Origin of the sequence: Variovorax sp. LjRoot84 (genome assembly GCF_964254305.1) — a bacterium.
GTDB lineage: Bacteria > Pseudomonadota > Gammaproteobacteria > Burkholderiales > Burkholderiaceae_C > Variovorax.
This window is the reverse complement of record NZ_CAXUTE020000001.1, coordinates 4,534,316-4,554,576: the sequence shown is the minus strand read 5'-3', so window position 1 is coordinate 4,554,576 and position 20,261 is coordinate 4,534,316. Positions and strand designations below refer to the sequence as shown.

Here is a 20,261-nt window from a genome sequence, read left to right as displayed (position 1 = left end):
CCTGCTTTTTGTGGTGGTCCGACGGCGTCGGCGCCTTGCATCCTCACGATTCGGAGGCACGCCCACAATTCGCATCTTGTTTAGTCGGTCTTAACTGATGGTTAAGGGTGACAGTCTCACTAGGATCAACTCGCACGCCTGGCTGCCAGCCCTCTGGAAGCACGTACGTGCCTCCAATATTTCCCGCCTCCTGCTCGAAGCGCAGCGTCCCGTTTGTGTCCGATGCTGCAACCTGGTGGCAGTGAATGTTCTCTGCCAAGTTTGAGTTGAGGGCAAGGACCTCGTACGACCTGGGGTTCGGCTCGATCGCGTGAACGGCTTCGAAGTACCGCGACATGAAGATGCTGTGGTTGCCGATGTTCGCGCCGACGTCTGAGCATCACACCGCCTACGTGGCCGTTCGCCTTGAGCCACTGCGCGAGGACCTCGAGTTCCTCAAACTCCCAGTAGCCGTACATATTGATGCCCTGGCCGATCAGGTCCGACGAGAAGACCACCATCTGGGGATGGTTCGCCGCAGCACGCTGAGAGAACTCCGGCACCAGCACCTTGTTCATGATCAGGCTCTTCAAGATCCGCGATGCGGCATAACGCCTTCCGAAGTTCACCATGTCCTTCTCCGCCTGTCGTGGCGACTGGTGAAGGCTCCTTTTCCGGGGGAAGCCTGGTGCTCTCAAGGCACCTGTGTCAAATTGCGTCCGGGTAAAATGCCGCATGTCCAACACCCAACTCACGCAGGATGGCCTGCGCTACGTCAAGAAGGCGCCAGGCTCCATCATCACCACGCCGCGCGCCGAAGCCATGATGTCCTGCTTCAAGTGCGGGAAGTTCGTTCTTCGCACCGGGATGACTTCGCGGCGCTTTCTCGGCAAGAACCATCTCGTGTGTGCGCCCAAGTGCCCATAGGAAGCGCACCGCGGCGTTGCCCACCAAACTCCGCGGCCTCTCGGCCACCTGCTGAAGTGAACGCGCGCCGCTCAGCTCAACCTCGCCAGCAAGCACGCGCTCCAGCGACCAATACATCGAACGCCAGGCACAGGGCATTCGCCTGAAGGGACGCGAAGCTTGAGAAGCTCAGGTTCGAATTCGTCGGCAACTGACTGTCGGTAACACCTGGGCGGCGGATGTAGGTTGGTTCGCAGACCGCGGTGTTTCACAATCGGAGGCCAAAGAGAACGGGGTGCCTCCATGAATGAACCCTCCGACAGTGAGGCACTTGCACTGCTGAACGAGCGCCGCGACCTGTTGCGCCGTATGTGGGCGCTTGCGATGGTCAGCATGGCATCTGGAAGTGCGGCGCTCACGGCCTGCGGCGGAGGCTCCGGCGCCCAGACAACAGTAGCTGCAGCTGCAATTGCAGCCGCTCCTGCCCCTGCCGCTGCACCCGCACCTGCACCTGCACCTGCACCTGCTCCAACGGCGCCCGCCCTCGGCGCCCACGCGCTCGACTTCAACCGTGACGGCGTGTCGTCCTCATCGCTGTCCACTTCCGGCATGTCCACGCGCACGACCGGAAGCACCCTGTTGGCCTGCGTCGGGCGGGGTTTGCTTTCTGCCATCGCGCCGACAGACAACGTGGGCAATGCCTTCGTTCAGCTCGATGTGGCGCACACCTACACCCTCTGGCCAAACTCAGGGACGGCCTTGTATGCCTGCGAGCAGGCCCGGGGCATGGTCGGCCACGCGGTCACCGTGGTGAAGCCTAAAGTCACCGACGAAACGACCCTGAGCGTTGTCGAGATCACCGGAGGCGGCTTCGTGCGCGATGTGCAGTGGCGCGAGGTGCTGTCTGGCCAGCCCTTGACCAGCGCCAGTGTCACCACCACCGGCCCTGCGCTGCTCGTCGCATGGTGGTGGGGCGATGCAGGTGTCGACCTGGACAAGACGGCCGTGCCCGACAGCGGCTTCACGGTGGTCGATTCGGTACTGGCTTCTGGTGCATTGGTGCAGTGCGCCGTTGCCGTCAGGCAGGTGAGTGTGGCCGGTACCTACAACGTGACCTGGGCTTCGACGCCGCAGCAAGGAGCGCAGCTCTGGCTCGCTGCCGTGCAGGCGGCCTAGCCCGTCTCAACGGCAGCCTGCACGAACTCCTGGGTGATCCTTAGATCCGCGCGTCTACCAAGTGGAATGCGCGGGCGCCCGCTTCATAGCCCAGCGCCTTCGCGTTGCGCCACAGCGTGGGGGCCACTTGTGTCACCGGCAACGGCAGGTCATCGCGGCGGACCGCGCCCAGCACGAGCTTCGCGAGTTCCCTGCCGAACACCGTTCCCGGTGCGATACCCCGGCCATTGAAACCGTTGAACGAAACCACGTTGTGGTCAAGCTCGTGAAATCGGGGGAGGGCGTTGCTCGTCATGCCGATCGTTCCATACCACTCATGCTCGAACGGCACGTCCTTCAGCTGCGGAAAGATCCTGGCGAGCGCGCGTCGCGCCCAGTCGTGGTGGATCTCCCGTCCCATCCCCCGCAAAGCGCCGACGCTGCCGAAGACGAGCCGCCCCGCGGCGTCGAGACGGAACGAGGACAGAACCTGGCGTGTATCCCATGCGCCTTGGCGTTCGGGCAGGATGCTTTCTGCGCTTGCCCGCGGCAGCGGCGCCGTGGCGAAGTTGAAATAGGGCAATCGCACCTGCTCTGCCTGGATGCCGGGCCACAGCCCGTCGCTCTCGGTGTAAGCATCGGTGGCGACGATGACCCATCTCGCGGACACCATTCCGCCGCTGCCCGTTGCCAATTGCCACCGGGACCCGACGCGCTCGGCCGCTGTCACGCGCGTCTGCGTGTGGATGCGCGCACCCGCACGCAGTGCGGCATCGGCCAGGCCTCGCACATAGGCGAGCGGTTGGACGGTGCCGGCCCGGCGGTCCAGCAACGAAGCCGGATAGGCCCGAGTTCCGGTGAGTTCCAGGGTCCGCTGCGCATCGAGGACTTCCACCGGGGCGCCGAGTTCCAGCCACTGGCGCGCGCGCTCGGCAATCTCGGCGACGCCGCGTTTACCCGCTGCGCAATGCAACGTTCCGTTGTGGACGGCCTCGCACTCGATGCCATGGCGGGCAATCAGATCGAAAACGATGGAAGGCCCATTGCCCAGGATGTCCAGCAGGCGCTGGCCGTGCGACTTGCCGAGCTCACCCAGCAGCACGGATGGCATGACCCACATGCCGGCATTCACGAGGCCCACGTTCCTGCCGGAGGCGCCAAAGCCGATGTCGAACGCCTCGAGCACCGCGGCGCTCGCGCCGCCCTCGGCGAGGTGAAGTGCCGCCGATGATCCGGTATACCCCCCGCCGATGATCGCGACGTCGACCGTTATCCGCTGCGTCAGCGGTTGCATCCTCGGCGCCAGCGGCGCCGAGGCCTCCCACAGGCCGTGCGAAAGCCGATCGCCGTTCATTGGGAACCTCCGCATTGCTACTGGGCGCGATTGGTGAAGTTCAGCATTCTGCCGGCAAAGACGGCGTTCGCTGCTGAAGAGACGGTCCTGCAATGAGCGAGGAGTTCGCGATCATGTGGTGGATACAAGCGGAAAGGCGCCCGAAGATGTCCTCGAAGCGATCCTTGCCGCGGTAGCCCGGGACTCGTAGTGAAAGACGAGGGCGGTCGCCTCCGCCTGCGACGCAGGCGGGGCTGCCATGCGTGAAGATTTGGCCGCGCTTGGATCCGCAACCAGCCACATTCAACGCTTTGTGCCGACGAGGGCCGGTGGCGAAGGTCCTGGGTGAAACCCCTCGGGAGAGGTGGCAGCGACAGAGGAGCGGGGGGTCGTGCGTTCAGGCCGCCAACCCGGCCTTGCGCAGGCCCGCCACGAACTGCTCAAGAGGCGCCGGGCTGCTGTAGGGCAGAACGCGCAGCGTGAGTTCGATTGCATATTCGGGATGGATGTCCATCAGCTCGCTCCAGATTTGGCGCGCCTCCTCATGGCGACCGGTATGACCGTAGAGCGAGGCCAGGTAGGCGCGCGTGACGTCCGAACCCGGCATGTGGATGAGGCGACGCTTAAAGCTCGCTTCGGCCTCTGCATAGCGTGCGAGGACGAATTGGGCCCGCCCCTGCGCATGCCGCCACAGGCTGAATTGCGGGTCGAGGCGCAACGCCTTCGAGAGCGATTCGATCGCCTCCTCGTGGCGCCCGGCGAAATCCAGGATGATGCCCAGCGTCCCATAGCTCTGGGAGGAATTCGGGTCGAGCGCGACCGAGCGCCGTGCGGCGCGCTCGGCATCGTCCAGCCTGCGTAGCCACATCAGCGCGTTGGAAAGCGCATGGTGTGCCATGGGCTCAAGAGGGTCGCACTCGCACGCCTTGCGCGCCAACGCCAGGTTCTCTTGCAGATCGTCGGCTGTCCGGCCGTTCCAGGCGTTGGCGTACTCGACGCCGCGGGCGATCGCCAGGTAGGCATAGGCCAGCGCCATGCCCGGATCGATCGCCAGTGCGCGCTCCAGCATCTCGCGTGTCTCGGTCAGGGCTGGCGCCGTGAATTGCACGATGCAGCTCTTCGCGCGAATTAGATAGTCGTAGGCCTCGCCGTTGACCTTGCCGCGTTCCTGCCGGCGCTCCTCCTCGTTGCCGGTGAGCCTTACCTCGAGCGTCTCCACGATCTTGCGAGTGACCTCGTCCTGTACCAGGAAGATGTCCTCGAGCTCGCGGTCATAGCGGTCGGCCCAGACATGCCCGCCGGATTCGGCATCGATGAGCTGCACGTTGATGCGCACTCTCATGCCGGCGCGCCGCACGCTGCCCTCAAGCACGTGCCGCACGCCCAACCTGCGCCCGACCTCCTGGATGTCGACGTTCTGCTTCTTGAAGGTAAATGTCGAGTTGCGCGCGATCACGAACAGGCCCGAAATCTTGGAGCAGTCGGTGATGATGTCCTCGGTGATGCCGTCCGCGAAGTACTCCTGCTCTGGGTCTCCACTCATGTTGGTGAACGGCAGCACCGCCAGCGAAGGCCGATCCGGCAAGCGCAGCGCCGGCGTTCGCGAGGACAACGGCGCGGCGGGCGTCAGCTTGAAGGCGTGGACCGGGTGCGAAATGTTCTTCATCGGCTGCTCGCCCTGGTCGACGAAGCTCGCGCCGATCCTGTCCCGCACGGCGCCGTACACCGCGTCGGACACGAAGATGCCGCCCGGCTCGGCCACGCCGCACAGCCGGGAGGCGATGTTCACGCCATCGCCGTACACCGTGCCGTCCGCCTTCTCGATCACGTCGCCCATGTGGATGCCGATGCGAAAGAGCATTCGCCGGTCCTGCGGCAGGACGTCGATGGACGCGCCCAGCTCCCGCTGGACGACGATCGCCGCCGCCACCGCGCCGGTCGCCGCTCCGAATATGGCGAGTACCGAGTCCCCGGCCATGTCGATCACGCGGCCATGATTGGCCTCGATGCGGCTGCGGAACACGGCACGAGCCGCGTCGAGGGCGGCCACGGTAGCACGGTCGTCTACGGCCATCAGGCGCGAATAGCCCGCGGCGTCCGCTGCGAGGATCGCCACCAAGTGCTGCCTGAGATCAGCCGAGTTCACCTGCGCCGACTCCATAGGGGAAGGATGGCCGGTGCATATTACGCTTCTCGCGGGCAATTAGCGGCTCGATTGGGCAGCCCTGGCTTCGCCTGAAGGACGTGCGCACATGCGGGCGTTCCGGATCTATGACGCGGCTGGACCTTCGATGCCTTCAGTTCAGGGTTGGGACCGGCTTGTCAGGCCCAGTAGCCGTGCGAGCCGCCGCCGGCTCAAGTGGCTCGCGGCTCCATCCGCTCATCACTGAAGGGGGTCAGACCAGTCGGGGTCAGCTCTTGGGCTTTGCGTATTCCTCTGCGCTCATCATCTCGAAGCCAACGAACGGGTCGTTGCCTTCGACCCATGCGTCGTGGCCCGGAGGAATGGTGTACGACATGCCTTCCTCAATTGCGGTCTTCGAGCCGTCATTCATTTGCACGGTGATTCGACCGGAAACCGCGTACCCAACGTGAGCTACTTGGCAACTATCCGTGCCGACGACCGGCTTGATGCACTTCGACCAGCGCCACCCGGGCTGAAACTTGAAGCGTCCAAGCGTGTACCCCTCGAGGCGGACCACTTCGACCCGAGTCTTTTCCGGCTCCCGAACCTCATCCGGTTCGTCATGGGATTTCGTCTGGAGCTTGGTGACATTCATCGGGCTTGCCATCACTACTCTCCTTGAACGAGTGAGCAATTAGCCCGCGGCAGCCTCGTGTCAAGCCGCGCGTCGGACGATTGAATATTAGTCCCGGGCCACGCTTCCGGCGACCCATCTTTCGCCCGATCCGAGAGATCAGCTGGGTGCGAGCCTGGAAAATGTCCGCTCACGCTGCAAGCCAGCCGCTCGAGAATGCGATTTCACCGCTCAGCGATGTAGTGCTGGGTCGTCACCGCCTCGCCGTCGCGCAAGAATACCCGTACACGAGCCTCCACCTCCTGGTCGGCCAGCGTGGCCCGGGCGCGCTGGTGCAGGTAGTCGGCCCAGGAGGCGACGATGAATCGCTCGACATAGCGCGATGGATCGCCGAGGTCTCGATAGACGCGCCATAGGGTGGCGCCGTCGCGGCGCCGCGAGGCGCGCAGCTGGGTCACGGCGTTCAAGAACTCCTCGGCTTCGCCAACGCGAATGCGATAGCCGATCTCCACCGACACCGGGCCATCGTCCGGAAGCGGCTGATCCTTGATGAAAAGATCTTCCCAGAGCGCGACGGGCGTGACCTCCGGCGAAGCGCCCATCCGCAGCGGCAGCCAGCGGGCGAGAAAGATGCCTCCTGTCATGGTGAGGGCTGCGATGCTCAAAGCAATCGGCAGCCCGGTGATGCCGGAAACCGCGCCCCAAAATGCCGAGCCGATGGCGAACGAGCCCAGCGCGCTGACCGTGTGCAGTGCCACGGCGCGCGAACGGACCCAGGGCGGGGCGCTCGACTGCGTGGCCGTGTTGAAGGTGGCCATGACCGCCATCCAGGCGGCGCCGCCGATGGCAAGCGCCACGAATACCACGGTGGGAATGCGCACGAACGCAGCGATAAGCATCACAGCGGCGAAGACCATGCACCCCAGGGCGACGAGGCGCTCAAGCCCCAGGTGCGCACGCAACTTGCCCAGTACCAGGCCCGCAGCAACCGCGCCTGTGCCCAGGCATCCCATGAGAAAACCGAATCCGGCGGCGCCCAACTTCAGTTGTTGCGCCGCGATGGCCGGCAACAGCGCCCACAGCGCCGAGCCCGCGCCGCTGTAGGCGACGGTGCGCAGTAACTGAGCCAGGATCATCGGCGAGTGCCTTGCATAGCGCAGGCCCGCGACGGTGCCGCTCCAGAGGCGCTCCGCCGGCAGGGGCGACTTCGCATGTGGGGCAGGGGGCCAGCGCCGCACCGCTTGCATCATCAGCAGTGCGCTCACCACTGCGACCACGAAGACCCAGCCTGCACCGAGCCATGCGAACACGAAGCCCGCGACTGACGGCCCCAATGCCCGCGCGCTGTTCCAGGCGATCGACATCGCCGTGATGGCCTGTGGCATGTCTTCGCGCGGCACCGTGTCCGCCACGCTGGTGTTCCAGGCTGGTGACAGCAGCGCCGTGCAGCAGCCGGCGGCAAAGGTGAACAGCAGCAAGGTCGCCGGTCCCGCCCACCCCCCCAATGCGAGCAGGGACAGGACAACGACGACGGCCACCTGAACGGCCAGCGCATTCAGGATCAGCCGCCGCCGGTCCGTGGTGTCGGCCAGCACGCCGGCCGGCAGTGCCAGCAGGAACATTGGCAGGAACACGGCGGTCTGCACCAACGCTGCGAGGAAAGAGGAGCCCGTGAGCTCCACCATGAGCCACGAAGCCGCCATGACCTGCATGGCGTTTCCGGTGAAATAGATGGCGCTGCCGGTCCACAGGCCCCGGAATGCGGGCAGGCGCAACGGGGACCAAAGGGAGTGGGATGCGGAGGACATCGAAGGAAGCTTTGCCCGATTATGGTCGGGGCGTTCGCACGTCTTCCATGGGGGCAACTGGCGCGCTGCGAGGTTGAGGGCCGCGAGAGAGGCCCGCAGACGTTACGTACCCTCGCTCAGCAGTTGGAACAACTCAGGATGCGAGCTGGCCGCTGTCTGGCGGCTGCAACTTCGTTGCGATGCCGTAGAGCGCAAGCATGCCCAGCACGTGCCCGATCGCGACGCCTGGTTCACCTGATTCAATCCGGGCGATCGTCTGGACGTGAACGCCCAATCGGGCGGCAGCGGCGGCTTGGCCGTCGCCGGCACTGGTGCGGGCCAGCTTGGCCGCGGCACCCATGTCCTTGATCGCCTGCAGGGCGTCGCCACCAATGTCTGCCGAGATGCGCTTGCCTTGGGCCATCCGCGGATTGTCGCTGCACAATCGAACTCCCGGTCCAGGTGTGGCCAGCTGGTCACCATGAAGAACCTTCGACTTTCGCTTCTTCGTTCTGCAGACTTGCCAGGGCCATGGCGTCGAGCAACAAGCGTCCGGCCAGGGAGACGTTGGGAACTTGGGCTCAATTTGAAAGCCTAAGGGAGATACCGTTCTCCAAGGTCGACCACCGACCTTCTTGCCCTGACTGGAAACAGCCAGGGCTTTTTCGTTTCAACGGTGGGTCAGAGTAGGTTCTTGGCCGCCGCGGCCGTGACCTTGCTGCTCTACGCGGCAGCGACCGTAGGCTTGCCTGCGACCGCCCTCGGCGCGCTTGTTCTCTTTCTCCTGGCGGCAGCGGGGGGGTGCCGTCCTCAACCTGAACTACCACTGGAAGCAGTTGCCGCTGTCGAAGTGGCTTGTCGTCGTCCATGGGCTGGCCGCCGTGGCCGGATTCCTATTGCTGCTGAGCGCGACGCGGGCGACCCGCGCCGCATGAACCCCACTCGAGCTGCCGTGCACAATCTGTCGCATGTCGACCATCACTCTCTGTACGTCCTGGACGCCAGCACGACTGGATCACTGATGTGTCCAGGAGTCCATTTGCCCTAGGCAGTGCATGCGAATCCACGAACTAAAACGGCGACTGCGGGAAGCCGGAGCGGGCCCCATCCACGAGCACCGGATCTTGCGGCTGTGGTCCCATGCTCTACCCCGAAACAGCGGCAAGCGTCGACCAGAGAGCTTCTTTCCGTCGTCGCTGCTGGCTGCGCTGCCGTCTATTGAAGCTGAGCTTGCGGGACTGGCGCGCATCCACGCGGTCCATCCCGGTGCCGATGGTTCCGAGCGGTTGCTCGTTGCCCTCGCGGATGGTCAGACGGTGGAGAGCGTGTTGCTGCCTCGGGACGGTCTGTGCATCTCGTCGCAGGTCGGGTGCGCCGTCGGGTGCCAGTTCTGCATGACGGGTCGCGACGGATTGCTGCGCCAACTGGGAAGCGCCGAGATCATTGCCCAGGTCGCCCTCGCGCGCCTGCGCCGGCCGGTACGCAAGGTCGTGTTCATGGGCATGGGCGAACCGGCCCATAACCTGGACAACGTGATGGAGGCGATCGACCTGCTCGGCACGGCGGGCAACATCGGACACAAGAACCTGGTGTTCTCCACCGTGGGCGATCCACGCGTGTTCGAGAGGCTGCACCAGGGAAGCGTCAGACCTGCGCTGGCACTCTCGTTGCACACGACCAAGGCTGAGCTGCGCAGAAAACTCCTTCCGCGCGCGCCGAATATGACTCCCGAGGAACTGGTCACCGCATCCGAACGCTATGCCCGGGCCACCGGCTACCCGATTCAATACCAGTGGACGCTGCTGGAAGGTGTGAACGACGGGGAAGAGGAGATTGAAGGCATCGTCAGACTGCTCTCCGGCAGGTACGGCGTGCTGAACATGATCCCCTTCAACGCGGTGGATGGCGTGGCGTTCAGTCGCCCGTCGTGGGAGCGCTGCGAACAGATTGCTCGCACGCTGCACCAGCGGGGCATTCTGACGAAACTGCGCTATTCGGCTGGCCAGGATGTCGACGGCGGGTGCGGTCAGTTGAGGGCGCGCGCAGCCGAAGTACAGGTGCCGCTTCGAAGGGCCGAAGACTGGCGTTAGGTCACATTCGACACCTGCTGGCAGGCAGCAGTGGGGGGCGATGCACACGTCGGTCAAGTGTCCCGGAACAATGCGTACTGCTGCGTGATGGCCGCAACGTCTTCGCGCATTTCGCTGACGAGCCAATCCAGCACGCGGCGCACTTCTTGTCGAATCGACCCGGGCCTTGCCACCAGCCGGTACTCCTTTTCGGTGCGGATCAGGCGGCTGGAGGCCGGCACCAGAAGGCCCTCGCGCAGCGCACCGGATACCGCCGACACCCAACCGAGCGCAATCCCTTGACCGAGCAAGGCGGCCTGCAGCACGAGTGCCGAATCGGAGAAGCTGAGGGAGTTGCCGGGGCGGCGGCAGTCCAGGCCGGTGCGAGCCCCGTATTCTTCCCAATCCATGGTCGTCGTGGTCAGATGGATCAGGGTGTGCTGGCTCACATCGGCAGATTCACCGACGGCACCCACCCGATGCAGGTATTCCGGGCTGCAGACCGGGAGCACCACTTCCGGAAAGAACTCCCAGCTCTGCCACTTCCTCGTGGGGTCGTACAAGCGCAATCCCAGGTCCACCTCGTCGACATCGCCACGGAGAACGCCGCTGATCACCTCGAAGCGCAGGTTGATGTGCGGGACGGCCTGTTGAAAACGTGCGTACCGCGGCATCAACCAGTGGGAGATGAACGCGCTTGACAACGACAGCGTGACAGTGCCCCGATCTGCACGGCGGCGCCTGATCTCGCGCAGCGCCGTCTCCATCTGGCTGAAGCCAGCCGACACCGCCGAATGCAAGACCTCACCTTCTTCAGTGAGTTGAACGCCCAGCCGAGAGTGCGTGAACAAACCCCGTCAAAGTGAGCCGTAGGCGCTGTCGGCAAGCGACGGACGAGGGGCTTTCCGCGACTCCTGGCGAAGACTCGTCACCCAAAGTCGAGCATGGCGTTGCTCGCGGCTTTCGAAGCGTTCGGTGAAGCGACGGATGGCGGGGCGCTCGATCGCAGCGATCGTCATCCAGTCGGTGGTTCCGAAAGACTGCGATTCGCTGCATCGCTCAACCAGGGCAGGGCGCAGCGCCAGGATTGATTCGGCAGGAATGTTGGGGTCAGCGTCCAGTATCCGCAATGCGATCTTTGCTGCCTTGGGGCTGAGCGTTTGTACCTTGCGAAGATGAAAATCCGAGTCCATCGCGTGGCTCCTTAATGGCTTTGGCGTACAGCGGCGTATCAATATACAAGAAGTGGTTAAGAAATGTGAATATTTCACATGCCTGCAGCCGAGTCGGTTGGCGCTGGGGCAAAAAAAGGCCCGCCGAAGCGGGCCAAGGTCAGCCCTTCACAGATGAAAGGAGGGTTTGGAGGAACCAGGGCTGACAGGTGTCAATGTAGGCCCCGAGTTGGGAGTAATTTGGGAGAAAGGCCAAGGGCCAGGTGTCGCTTTTGCAGGCACAGCATCGTGACGCCCGCGTGGCAACGGTCTGCAGCGATGCGCACATCCTTTTCCACAGTCTTGTCCACTGCCGCGGTGGAGAATCTTCCACTCGGTTTTGACGCAACCAACACAACGCGCGGCAAAGTTGTACACATTTCGTAGTACATGCGGCGTGTGCGCGCACGGTCCGAGCGGCGGCCTGTTCTCAGGGCATGAAAAAGCCCGCGCGGAGGCGGGCTTTGGATGTTGGCCGTGGGCACTTACGCGGCCCACGTTACGGCACATTCACATGCAGGAGTCACCGTTTGTTTTTTTCGTCGTGGTGGCTCTGGTTCGACGTGCCGCCGTGAGATTCGGCGTTGCCTGCGCAGGCGATCCCGAAAGAGGCCAGGGCGTTTCGGGGAGGCGGGATTCTAGCAGAGCCGCCGCGCGATGCCGGCGACTATCGCGATATTGTGATTCGACACGGTCCGGCGGTTGGTGCTTACTTTGTCTGACAGCATCCGCCTCGCCACCTCGCACCATCGAGCTTCCGTCGAGCCCGGAGAGCGCGCAATGGATTCAGCCGTGGTGGTGCGCAAGAGATACCAGCGATTTTTCGCCTGGACGTTCGTGTTCGCGACGATGCTGGCGCTTGGCATGTTCTGGGTAGAGCTTGCCTTCCCGCCCCCGCCTGTTCCGGCCGCTGTTCCGGCGGGGACCGTGAATCCCAGCGCTTTCGACCTGCACGACCTGCAACTGCTGGTGGTGGTTGCCGCGCTGGTGGCGGCGCTCGCGTCCTTCGCGGGCCTCGTCATCGCGACGCCGCTGGCTTGGCTCGAAATTCGAAGAGAGCGCACGCGGGCCGCAATCGAGTGCGCGCTGAAGCGGCAGGACCGGATCGACAGGCTGGCCGCGGCGCGCGTCGCCAATTGGCCGGGTGGCAGGGCCTCCCGGACCGTCGGCCACTTGCACGACCTTCACGGCCACCTCTCCGGCAGATGAAGGGCGGCTCTCCAATTAGTCACATCTTCCGACTTGGCGTTCGGGCCGCGTTCCGCTATTGTTGCGCCTCGCCAGGGAGATCCCAGTCCCGCAGCCCGCCTCACCGGGTTGTCGTGTACGCAAGCGTCGAAAAGCCAGGACGGAGATACACATGCGATTCCCCTATCTGGGCGCGGCACGCGTCAAGTACCTGCTCTCCATGTTCGAGCACCGTCGTCTGATGAGTCGGAGCCCCGGATGGCCGGCGGTGCCGATGGCTGATTTCGCAGACACGCGCAAGGCCGGCGAACCGGTCGACTGGCTCATCGAAACACGGCCCGCGACCAAGGACGCCGGATCGTTCCAGGGGTTGCGTTAGCCGCCTCGGCTCTTCCTTCAAACCACCATCGGCGTCGCAGCGCCATCCATCGGGCCGAGCTCCGCTTCCGCAGCGTCGAGCATGGCCAGCGCAGCGTCTGCGTCGCTCGGATTCGCGCTGTGGCCGCGAACCTCGGTGTGCCCTTCCGTTCGCAGCTGGGCCACCGCGTCGTCCAGATGGGCCGCGGTGCGGCCGACCAGGCTGACCTTCGCACCCTCGCGAAGGAACTCGCGCGCGCAGGCCAGGCCGATGCCGCGGCCGCCGCCGGTGATGCGTACATGCTTGCCGTTCAATTGAAGATCCATGAAGCCTCCGTGCATTGATTTCGAGCTTGGAGTAGTCTGAGGCGCAACGCCCTTTGCGGAGAAATGACCTATGAAGACCGTGGCAGAAATCCTCAAGGAAAAAGGCGACCGGACGGTTCACACCATCGAACCCACGGCCTCGGTGTTCGAAGCCGTCGAGCGGATGGCGCAGAAGAACATCGGGGCGCTGCTGGTCCTGGAGCAGGGCCGCATCGTCGGCATGCTGACCGAGCGCGACTATGCGCGCAAGGTCGTGCTGATGGCGCGCTCGTCCAAGGACACGCCGCTGCGCGAGATCATGACGACCTCGGTCATCTACGTGCGCCCCGACCAGACCAGCGAGGAGTGCATGGCCCTGATGACCCAGAGCCGTGTGCGCCACCTGCCGGTCATCGACGAGGGCAAGCTTGCCGGCCTGATCTCGATCGGCGACCTGGTGAAGGGCATCATCTCGGAGCAGAAGTTCATCATCGAACAGCTGCAGCACTACATCACCGGGGAGCGCGCCTGATCTCCGGCCGCGTTGCGACGCTGTGACCCTGACGGCCGAAGACCTCGAACGGATCGCCGCGTCGACGCTCTCGCACTACGACCGGCGGGCCGAAGATTTCTGGGCCGCCACGCACGATCACGACGTGAGCCAGAACATCGCGGCGCTGCTCGGGGCGATCGAGGCGCCGCCGCCGTTCGAGATACTCGACTTCGGCTGCGGGCCTGGGCGCGATCTGCTGGCCTTCAAGCGGCTCGGGCATCTCGCGACCGGGCTGGAGGGAGCGCCGCGGTTGGCGGAGATGGCACGCGCCTACAGCGGCTGCGAGGTGCTGCAGCAGAATTTTCTTGCGCTGGATTTGCCGCCAGGCCGCTTCGACGGCGTGTTCGCGAATGCAGCGCTGTTCCATGTCCCCACGCAGGAGTTGCCGCGCGTGCTGCGGGAGTTGCACGCGACGCTGAAGCCGGGCGGCGTGCTGTTCAGCTCGAACCCGCGCGGCGTTGGCGAGGAAGGCTGGAGCGGTGCGCGCTACAGCGCCTTTCATGATCTGGAGGCGTGGCGTAGCCACATGTCGGTCGCCGGATTCGCCGAAGTCGCTCACTACTACCGTCCCGCCGGCCTGCCGCTCGAACAGCAGCCGTGGCTGGCGAGCGTTTGGCGCAAGCCCTAGTCGGTGCTTTCCATCGAAGCGCTGTACTTTCCCATGGATGCCGCGGCGTTCAATCGCGCGCGCTTCTGCAGCGCATCCTGAGCCCGGCGTTCGTTGGCCGGCTGTCCTTGCCAGGCCTGCATCGCGGTGTCCTGCAATGCACGTCCGTATGAGAAGCTCAGATGCCAAGGCTGGGCGCCCATGCGGTTCATCGCGTCCAGGTTGGCCGTCGCTTCGGCCGGCGACTGGCCCCCGGAAAGAAAGTTGATGCCCGGCACCGCCGCCGGCACCGTGCGCCGCAGGACGCGGAGCGTCTCGGCCGCAACTTCATCCGGCGCAGCCTGCTGCGCATGGGCCTTGCCCGGCACCACCATGCTCGGCTTCAGCAGCATGTGCTCGAGCGCCACCCGGTGGCGGTAGAGCGCGTGGAAGACCTCGAGCAGCACGGCCTGCGTAACCTCGGCGCAGCGCGCCAGCGTGTGATCGCCGTCGATCAGCACTTCGGGTTCGACGATCGGGACCACGTCCTGGGCCTGGCAGATCGCCGCGTAGCGCGCGAGCGCTTCGGCATTGGCCTCGATCGCCGCCCGGCTCGGCAGCACGTCGGAGACGTTGTAGACCGCGCGCCATTTGGCGAAGCGCGCGCCGTGCTGCTTGTAGCCGTCGAGGCGCTGCGCGAGCCCGTCCAGGCCCTGCGTGATCTCGTCGCCCGGCGCCAGCGCCAATGGAATCTTGCCGGCATCGACCTTGATGCCCGGCACGATCCCTTGCCGGGCGGCCAGCTGCGGCAGCGCTTCGCCTTCGCCGCTGCGCTGGGTCAGCGTCTCTTCGTAGAGGATGACGCCGCTGATGTACTGGCCCAGCCCCGGCGCCGCCAGGATCAGGCTGCGCCAGGCGCGCCGGTTCTCCTCCGTCGACTCGACGCCGATCGCCTTGAAGCGCTTGGCGATCGTCGGCCCGCTTTCGTCGGCGGCAAGAATGCCCTTGCCCTTCTGAACCAGCGCGTCCACAGTGGCTTGAAGTTCGGTGCTCATGGCGTGGCCCTCCGTTCGAGTTTTCCAGTCTCCAACGCCGGCCGCGGCAGCGCAAGTCATTCTTTTGCCCGCATTGCGATGTAGATTTACGACGCCAACCCGGAGACAAGCATGCTGATGACCACCCAGACAGTCGAATCAGGGCGCAGGGACGAGCGCCTCGAAGAAGTGGTGCAACTGATTCGGGCCAAGGTCCCGGCCGAGGCGGCGGACGAACTCGCCGCCTTCGCGCGCCAGTACTTCGGCCAGGTCGATCCCGAGGACCTGGCCGAGCGCCAGGTGGCCGATTTGTACGGCGCGGCGCTCTCGCATTGGAGCTTCGCGCGAAAGCGCGAGCCGGGGCGCGCGAAGCTTCGGGTGTTCAACCCGACGATCGCGGAGCATGGGTGGCAGTCCACGCACACCATCATCGAGATCGTCAACGACGACATGCCTTTTCTCGTCGATTCGGTGACGATGGAAGTCAACCGAAACGGGCTGACGCTGCACCTGATCATTCATCCGCTGGTGGCCGTGAACCGCGGCAGCGACGGTACGCTTCAGGGGCTGGCGGGCGAGGGCGCTTCGCCCGATGCGCGGCGCGAATCCTTCATCCATGTCGAGGTCGACCGCGTGCCCGAGCCGGCCCGGCTCGAGGCGCTGGCCGCCGACCTGGCGCGCGTGCTCGGCGACGTTCGCCTGGCCGTGGTCGACTGGAAGAAGATGCAGGAGCGCGTGCTGGACATCGTCCGCGGCCTCGACGAGCGCGCGCCGCCGATTCCGCCGCAGGAGCTTGCCGAAGGCCAGGCCTTCCTGCGCTGGCTGGCCGACAACCACTTCACCTTTCTCGGCTGCCGCAGCCATGAGCTGGACAAGATCGATGGCGAGGACGTGCTGAAGATCGTGCCCGATTCGAGCCTGGGCATCCTGCGCGACGGCCCGACGCCGAGCGCCAACGCCGCCTTCGCCGCGCTGCCGCCCGAGGTGCGCGCCCATGCGCGCCGTCCCGACCTGCTGGTGGTGACCAAATCCACCTCGCGCTCCACCGTGCATCGCCCCGGCCACCTCGACTACGTGGCCGTCAAGCGCTTCGACGACGCGGGCCAGGTGTGCGGCGAAGACCGCTTCCTGGGCCTCTTCACCTCCACCGCCTACAGCGCCAACCCGGCCGAGATTCCGCTCTTGCGGCGCAAGGTCGCCGACGTGGTCGAGCGCGCCGGCCTGGCCGCGGGCAGCCACTCGGGCAAGGCGCTGATCAATATCCTCGAGACCTATCCGCGCGACGAGCTGTTCCAGACCAGCGACGACGATTTGCTGCACACCGCGACCGGCATCCTGCACCTGGGCGAGCGCCAGCGCTTCCGGCTGTTCGTGCGGCGCGATCCCTTCGAGCGCTTCCTCTCCTGCCTGATCTACGCGCCGCGCGAGAACTACACCACCGAGCTGCGCCAGAAGTGGCAGGACATCCTGATGCGCGAGTTCAACGGCATCGGCTCCGAGTTCAACGTGCACTTGTCCGAGTCGGTGCTGGCGCGCATCCACATCACCGTGCGCACCAAGCCCGGCAGCATCCCGCCCTTCGATGTGCGCGAGGTCGAGCAGCGCCTGGTGGCAGCGGCGCGGCGCTGGGACGACGACCTGAAGTCGGCCTTGATCGAATCGGCCGGCGAGGCGCGCGGCAACGAATTGCTGCGCCGCTTCGGCGGCGCCTTCCCCGCCGGCTACCGCGACGAGTTCGCGGCGCGCGCCGCGGTGTACGACATCGAGCTGATGGCGCAGCTGAGCGACGCGCAGCCGCTCGGCATGAACCTCTACCGGCCGCTCGAGGCGCCGCCCGGCACGCTGCGTTTCAAGCTGCTGCGGCGCGGCGAGCCGCTCACGCTCTCGGCCAGCCTGCCGATGCTCGAGCACCTGGGCATGAAGGTGCTCGACGAGCATCCGCACCGGCTCGCGCCGCAGGGCGCAGCGCCGATCTGGATCCACGATTTCGGCCTGCAGAGCACGATCGGTGATGCCGACATCGAGATCGACGCGCTGCGCCCGGTGTTCGAGGAAGCCTTCGGCGCGGTGCTGGGCGGCGAGGTCGAGAACGACGATTTCAACCGCCTGGTGCTCGCGGCGCGTCTGCCGGCGCACGAGATCGTGGTGCTGCGCGCCTATGCCAAGTACATGCGGCAGATCGGCTTCGCGCTCTCGCAGTCCTTCATCGAAGGCACGCTGGTCGCCAATGGGCCGATCGCGCGCGCGCTGGTCGAGCTGTTCAAGCTGCGCTTCGATCCGGCGCAGGCCGACGGCGCCGACGACAAGGTGCGCGAGATCGAGGCCGCGCTCGAGCAGGTGGCCAACCTCTCGGAAGACCGGGTGCTGCGCCAGTACCTGGCGCTGATGCTGGCCACCACGCGCACCAACTTCTGGCGCCGCGATGCGGCAGGGAAGCGGCGCAGCTTCGTCTCGTTCAAGTTCGATTCGTCGAAGGTGCCCGACCTGCCGGCGCCGAAGCCCATGTTCGAGATCTTCGTCTACTCGACGCGCTTCGAAGGCGTGCATCTGCGCGGCGGCCGCGTCGCGCGCGGCGGGCTGCGCTGGTCGGACCGGCTGGAAGACTTCCGCACCGAGGTGCTGGGCCTGGTCAAGGCGCAGATGGTCAAGAACACGGTGATCGTGCCGGTGGGCTCCAAGGGCGGCTTCGTTCTCAAGCGCGCGCCCGCTGCGGGCGACCGCGATGCCTTCATGCGCGAAGGCGTGGCCTGCTACCAGGACTACCTGCGCGGCCTGCTCGACATCACCGACAACCGGGTCGGCGACGCGATCGTGCCGCCGCCGCAGGTGCGCCGGCACGACGAGGACGACCCCTACCTCGTGGTCGCGGCCGACAAGGGCACGGCCACCTTCAGCGACTACGCCAACGGCATCAGCAAGGAATACGGCTTCTGGCTCGGCGACGCCTTCGCCTCCGGCGGCTCGGTGGGCTACGACCACAAGGTCATGGGCATCACCGCGCGCGGCGCCTGGGAGTCGGTGAAGCGGCACTTCCGCGAGATGGGCATCGACACGCAATCGACCGAGTTCACGGTCGCCGGCATCGGCGACATGTCGGGCGACGTGTTCGGCAACGGCATGCTGCTGTCGCCGCACATCCTGCTGGTGGCGGCTTTCGACCACCGGCACATCTTTCTCGACCCGAGCCCCGACGCGGCCAAGAGCTTCGCCGAGCGCGAGCGCCTGTTCAAGCTGCCGCGCTCTTCGTGGGCCGACTACGACGCCAAGCTGATCTCCGAGGGCGGCGGCATCCATGCGCGCAGCGCCAAGTCGATTCCGATCACGCGCGAGGTGAAACAGGTGCTCGGCATCACGGCCGATGCGCTCACGCCCACCGAGCTCGTCAACGCGATCCTCAAGGCGCCGGTGGCGCTGATCTACAACGGCGGCATCGGCACCTACGTGAAGGCGACGAGCGAGAGCCACGCGCAGGTCGGCGACCGTGCCAACGACGCGCTGCGCGTCAACGGCCGCGAGCTGCGCTGCAAGGTCTTCGCCGAGGGCGGCAACCTCGGCTGCACGCAGTTGGGGCGCATCGACTACGCGCTTGCCGGCGGACGCATCAACACCGACGCGATCGACAACTCGGCCGGCGTCGACACCTCCGACCACGAGGTCAACATCAAGATCCTGCTCGGCCTGCCGGTCACCGAGGGCGAGCTCACCGAGAAGCAGCGCAACACGCTGTTGCCGGAGATGACCGACGATGTCGCCGCGCTGGTGCTGCGCGACAACATCTTCCAGACCCAGGTGCTGTCGGTCACCGGCCGCATCGCGCCGCAGCTGCTCGATGCGCAGACGCGTTTCATGCAGTACCTCGAGAAGGGCGGGCGCTTGAACCGCGCGATCGAGTACCTGCCCTCCGACGAGGAACTGGCCGAGCGCCGCGCCCAAGGCCAGGGCCTGACCAGCCCCGAGCGCGCGGTGCTGCTGGCCTACAGCAAGATCTGGCTCTACGACGAGCTGCTGGCCTCGACGCTGCCCGACGACCCCTGGGTCGCGACGGCACTCGAACGCTACTTCCCGGCGCTGCTGGCGACCAAGTTCGCCGGCTACATGCCGCGCCATCCGCTCAAGCGCGAGATCATCGCCACCCACGTGACCAACAGCACGGTCAACCGCGTCGGCAGCACCTTCGTGCACCGGCTGGCCGAGACCACCGGCGCGCGCGCCTTCGAGATCGTGCGCGCCTACCTGATGAACCGCGAGATCTTCGGCATGGTGCCGCTGTGGCTGGCGATCGAGGCGCTGGACAACCAGGTCGACGACGAGGTGCAGTCGAGCATGCTGATCGACACCAGCCGGCAGCTCGAACGCGGCACCATGTGGTTCCTGCGCTCGCGGCGCCTGGCCGAGGACATGTCCGCGACCATCGAGCACTTCAAGCCCAACGTCGAGGCGCTGTCGGCGCGGCTGCCGCAGCTGCTCGACGCCGACGAACGCAGCCGCGTCGATGCGGCGATGGCGCACTACGTTGCCAAGGGCGTGCCGCGCGAACTGGCCGAGCGCGTGGTCACCTTCGGCACGCTCTACGCCACGCTCGACATCGCCGAGATCGCCGGCAGCGCGCGCTGGCCGGTGGAACTGGTGGCGGCGATCTACTTCGATCTTGCCAACCGGTTGGGCATGCCCTGGCTGCGCGACCGGATTGCGGCGCTCCCGGGCGACCAGCACTGGCAGGCCTTGGCCAAGGGCGCGATGCAGGACGATCTGTCGGGACTGCAGCGCTCGATCACCGGCGCGGTGCTGGCCGGCGGCGGCGAGGGCGAGTCGCCGGCGGCGCTGGTCGAGGCCTGGCGGGCCAGCAACGGGCGCACGCTCGAGCGCGCGGCGCAGCTGCTGGGCGAACTGCGCGCCGTGGCGGCGCCCGATGCGGCGATGCTGGCGGTGGCGTTGCGGGAGCTGCGGGCGCTGGGATAGCAGGGCACGCCAGGCGAGGGGGTCCCCCAAACGCAGGATGGCAGCCATCGTGTCGGCGGCCTAAGCTTCGACCGCCGGC

The 20,261-nt window shown here is 65.8% G+C and carries 18 protein-coding genes; 8 read left to right on the top strand and 10 right to left on the bottom strand.

Annotation, left to right across the window (positions count from 1 at the left end):
• Positions 1–43: 43 nt before the first annotated feature.
• Positions 44–337, bottom strand: a complete 294-nt coding sequence (locus tag ACSQ9I_RS22615) for a hypothetical protein (RefSeq protein WP_436314544.1) — start codon at positions 335–337, stop codon at positions 44–46.
• Positions 338–714: 377 nt separating this feature from the next.
• Between ACSQ9I_RS22615 and ACSQ9I_RS22610 the strand changes: the two genes are divergently transcribed.
• Both ACSQ9I_RS22610 and ACSQ9I_RS22605 read left to right on the top strand, forming a co-directional pair.
• A complete protein-coding gene (locus ACSQ9I_RS22610) occupies positions 715–906 on the top strand; it encodes a hypothetical protein (RefSeq protein ID WP_093106038.1) in 192 nt (63 codons plus the stop codon).
• A gap of 282 nt (positions 907–1,188) precedes the next feature.
• Entirely contained in the window at positions 1,189–2,061 is an 873-nt protein-coding gene (locus ACSQ9I_RS22605) for a hypothetical protein (RefSeq protein ID WP_436314543.1), read from the top strand.
• A gap of 40 nt (positions 2,062–2,101) precedes the next feature.
• Here the strand turns inward: ACSQ9I_RS22605 and ACSQ9I_RS22600 are convergent, their stop codons facing one another.
• The 5 genes from ACSQ9I_RS22600 to ACSQ9I_RS22580 all read right to left on the bottom strand — a co-directional run bounded on the left by ACSQ9I_RS22600 (position 2,102) and on the right by ACSQ9I_RS22580 (position 8,343).
• Positions 2,102–3,394 carry an NAD(P)/FAD-dependent oxidoreductase gene (locus ACSQ9I_RS22600; protein ID WP_436314542.1) on the bottom strand — a complete coding sequence of 431 codons (1,293 nt, stop codon included), beginning with the start codon at positions 3,392–3,394 and terminating at the stop codon, positions 2,102–2,104.
• 376 nt (positions 3,395–3,770) lie between these two features.
• Entirely contained in the window at positions 3,771–5,576 is a 1,806-nt protein-coding gene (locus ACSQ9I_RS22595) for an adenylate/guanylate cyclase domain-containing protein (RefSeq protein ID WP_436314541.1), read from the bottom strand.
• A 208-nt stretch (positions 5,577–5,784) separates the two neighbouring features.
• Positions 5,785–6,165 (bottom strand): cupin domain-containing protein, encoded by a 381-nt coding sequence (locus ACSQ9I_RS22590; protein ID WP_214697029.1) that lies wholly within the window; start codon positions 6,163–6,165, stop codon positions 5,785–5,787.
• A 191-nt stretch (positions 6,166–6,356) separates the two neighbouring features.
• Positions 6,357–7,940 (bottom strand): MFS transporter, encoded by a 1,584-nt coding sequence (locus ACSQ9I_RS22585; RefSeq protein ID WP_436314540.1) that lies wholly within the window; start codon positions 7,938–7,940, stop codon positions 6,357–6,359.
• Positions 7,941–8,073: 133 nt separating this feature from the next.
• The gene (locus tag ACSQ9I_RS22580; RefSeq protein ID WP_093106066.1) at positions 8,074–8,343 is read right to left on the bottom strand and encodes a helix-turn-helix domain-containing protein; all 270 of its coding nucleotides are present in this window, start codon (positions 8,341–8,343) and stop codon (positions 8,074–8,076) included.
• Between the two features lie 631 nt (positions 8,344–8,974).
• On the opposite strand from ACSQ9I_RS22580, the gene ACSQ9I_RS22575 reads away from it, so the two are divergent.
• The gene (locus ACSQ9I_RS22575; protein ID WP_436314539.1) at positions 8,975–10,009 is read left to right on the top strand and encodes an RNA methyltransferase; all 1,035 of its coding nucleotides are present in this window, start codon (positions 8,975–8,977) and stop codon (positions 10,007–10,009) included.
• 53 nt (positions 10,010–10,062) lie between these two features.
• On the opposite strand, the gene ACSQ9I_RS22570 is transcribed toward ACSQ9I_RS22575, so the two are convergent.
• Complete coding sequence (locus tag ACSQ9I_RS22570) at positions 10,063–10,788, bottom strand: LysR substrate-binding domain-containing protein (protein ID WP_436314538.1); 726 nt, start codon at positions 10,786–10,788, stop codon at positions 10,063–10,065.
• 57 nt (positions 10,789–10,845) lie between these two features.
• The gene (locus ACSQ9I_RS22565) at positions 10,846–11,181 is read right to left on the bottom strand and encodes a hypothetical protein (protein ID WP_436294958.1); all 336 of its coding nucleotides are present in this window, start codon (positions 11,179–11,181) and stop codon (positions 10,846–10,848) included.
• Positions 11,182–11,979: 798 nt separating this feature from the next.
• On the opposite strand from ACSQ9I_RS22565, the gene ACSQ9I_RS22560 reads away from it, so the two are divergent.
• Both ACSQ9I_RS22560 and ACSQ9I_RS22555 read left to right on the top strand, forming a co-directional pair.
• On the top strand, positions 11,980–12,408 hold the full coding sequence (locus ACSQ9I_RS22560) for a hypothetical protein (protein ID WP_436314537.1): 429 nt from the start codon (positions 11,980–11,982) through the stop codon (positions 12,406–12,408).
• Between the two features lie 151 nt (positions 12,409–12,559).
• Positions 12,560–12,766 carry a hypothetical protein gene (locus ACSQ9I_RS22555; RefSeq protein ID WP_093106102.1) on the top strand — a complete coding sequence of 69 codons (207 nt, stop codon included), beginning with the start codon at positions 12,560–12,562 and terminating at the stop codon, positions 12,764–12,766.
• A gap of 17 nt (positions 12,767–12,783) precedes the next feature.
• Here the strand turns inward: ACSQ9I_RS22555 and ACSQ9I_RS22550 are convergent, their stop codons facing one another.
• A complete protein-coding gene (locus ACSQ9I_RS22550; protein ID WP_436314536.1) occupies positions 12,784–13,071 on the bottom strand; it encodes an SDR family NAD(P)-dependent oxidoreductase in 288 nt (95 codons plus the stop codon).
• A 70-nt stretch (positions 13,072–13,141) separates the two neighbouring features.
• Here ACSQ9I_RS22550 and ACSQ9I_RS22545 point away from each other — a divergent pair, with 70 nt between their 5' ends.
• The gene (locus tag ACSQ9I_RS22545; protein ID WP_093106108.1) at positions 13,142–13,582 is read left to right on the top strand and encodes a CBS domain-containing protein; all 441 of its coding nucleotides are present in this window, start codon (positions 13,142–13,144) and stop codon (positions 13,580–13,582) included.
• A 22-nt stretch (positions 13,583–13,604) separates the two neighbouring features.
• Positions 13,605–14,231 (top strand): class I SAM-dependent methyltransferase, encoded by a 627-nt coding sequence (locus ACSQ9I_RS22540; protein WP_436314535.1) that lies wholly within the window; start codon positions 13,605–13,607, stop codon positions 14,229–14,231.
• Here the strand turns inward: ACSQ9I_RS22540 and ACSQ9I_RS22535 are convergent.
• Positions 14,228–15,244, bottom strand: coding sequence for a class I fructose-bisphosphate aldolase (locus tag ACSQ9I_RS22535; RefSeq protein WP_436314534.1), 1,017 nt, complete (start codon positions 15,242–15,244; stop codon positions 14,228–14,230). The genes ACSQ9I_RS22540 and ACSQ9I_RS22535 overlap by 4 nt on opposite strands.
• Before the next feature lie 117 nt (positions 15,245–15,361).
• Between ACSQ9I_RS22535 and ACSQ9I_RS22530 the strand changes: the two genes are divergently transcribed.
• Positions 15,362–20,182: an NAD-glutamate dehydrogenase gene (locus ACSQ9I_RS22530; protein ID WP_436315802.1), complete on the top strand. Its 4,821-nt coding sequence runs from the start codon at positions 15,362–15,364 to the stop codon at positions 20,180–20,182.
• Positions 20,183–20,261: the final 79 nt, after the last annotated feature.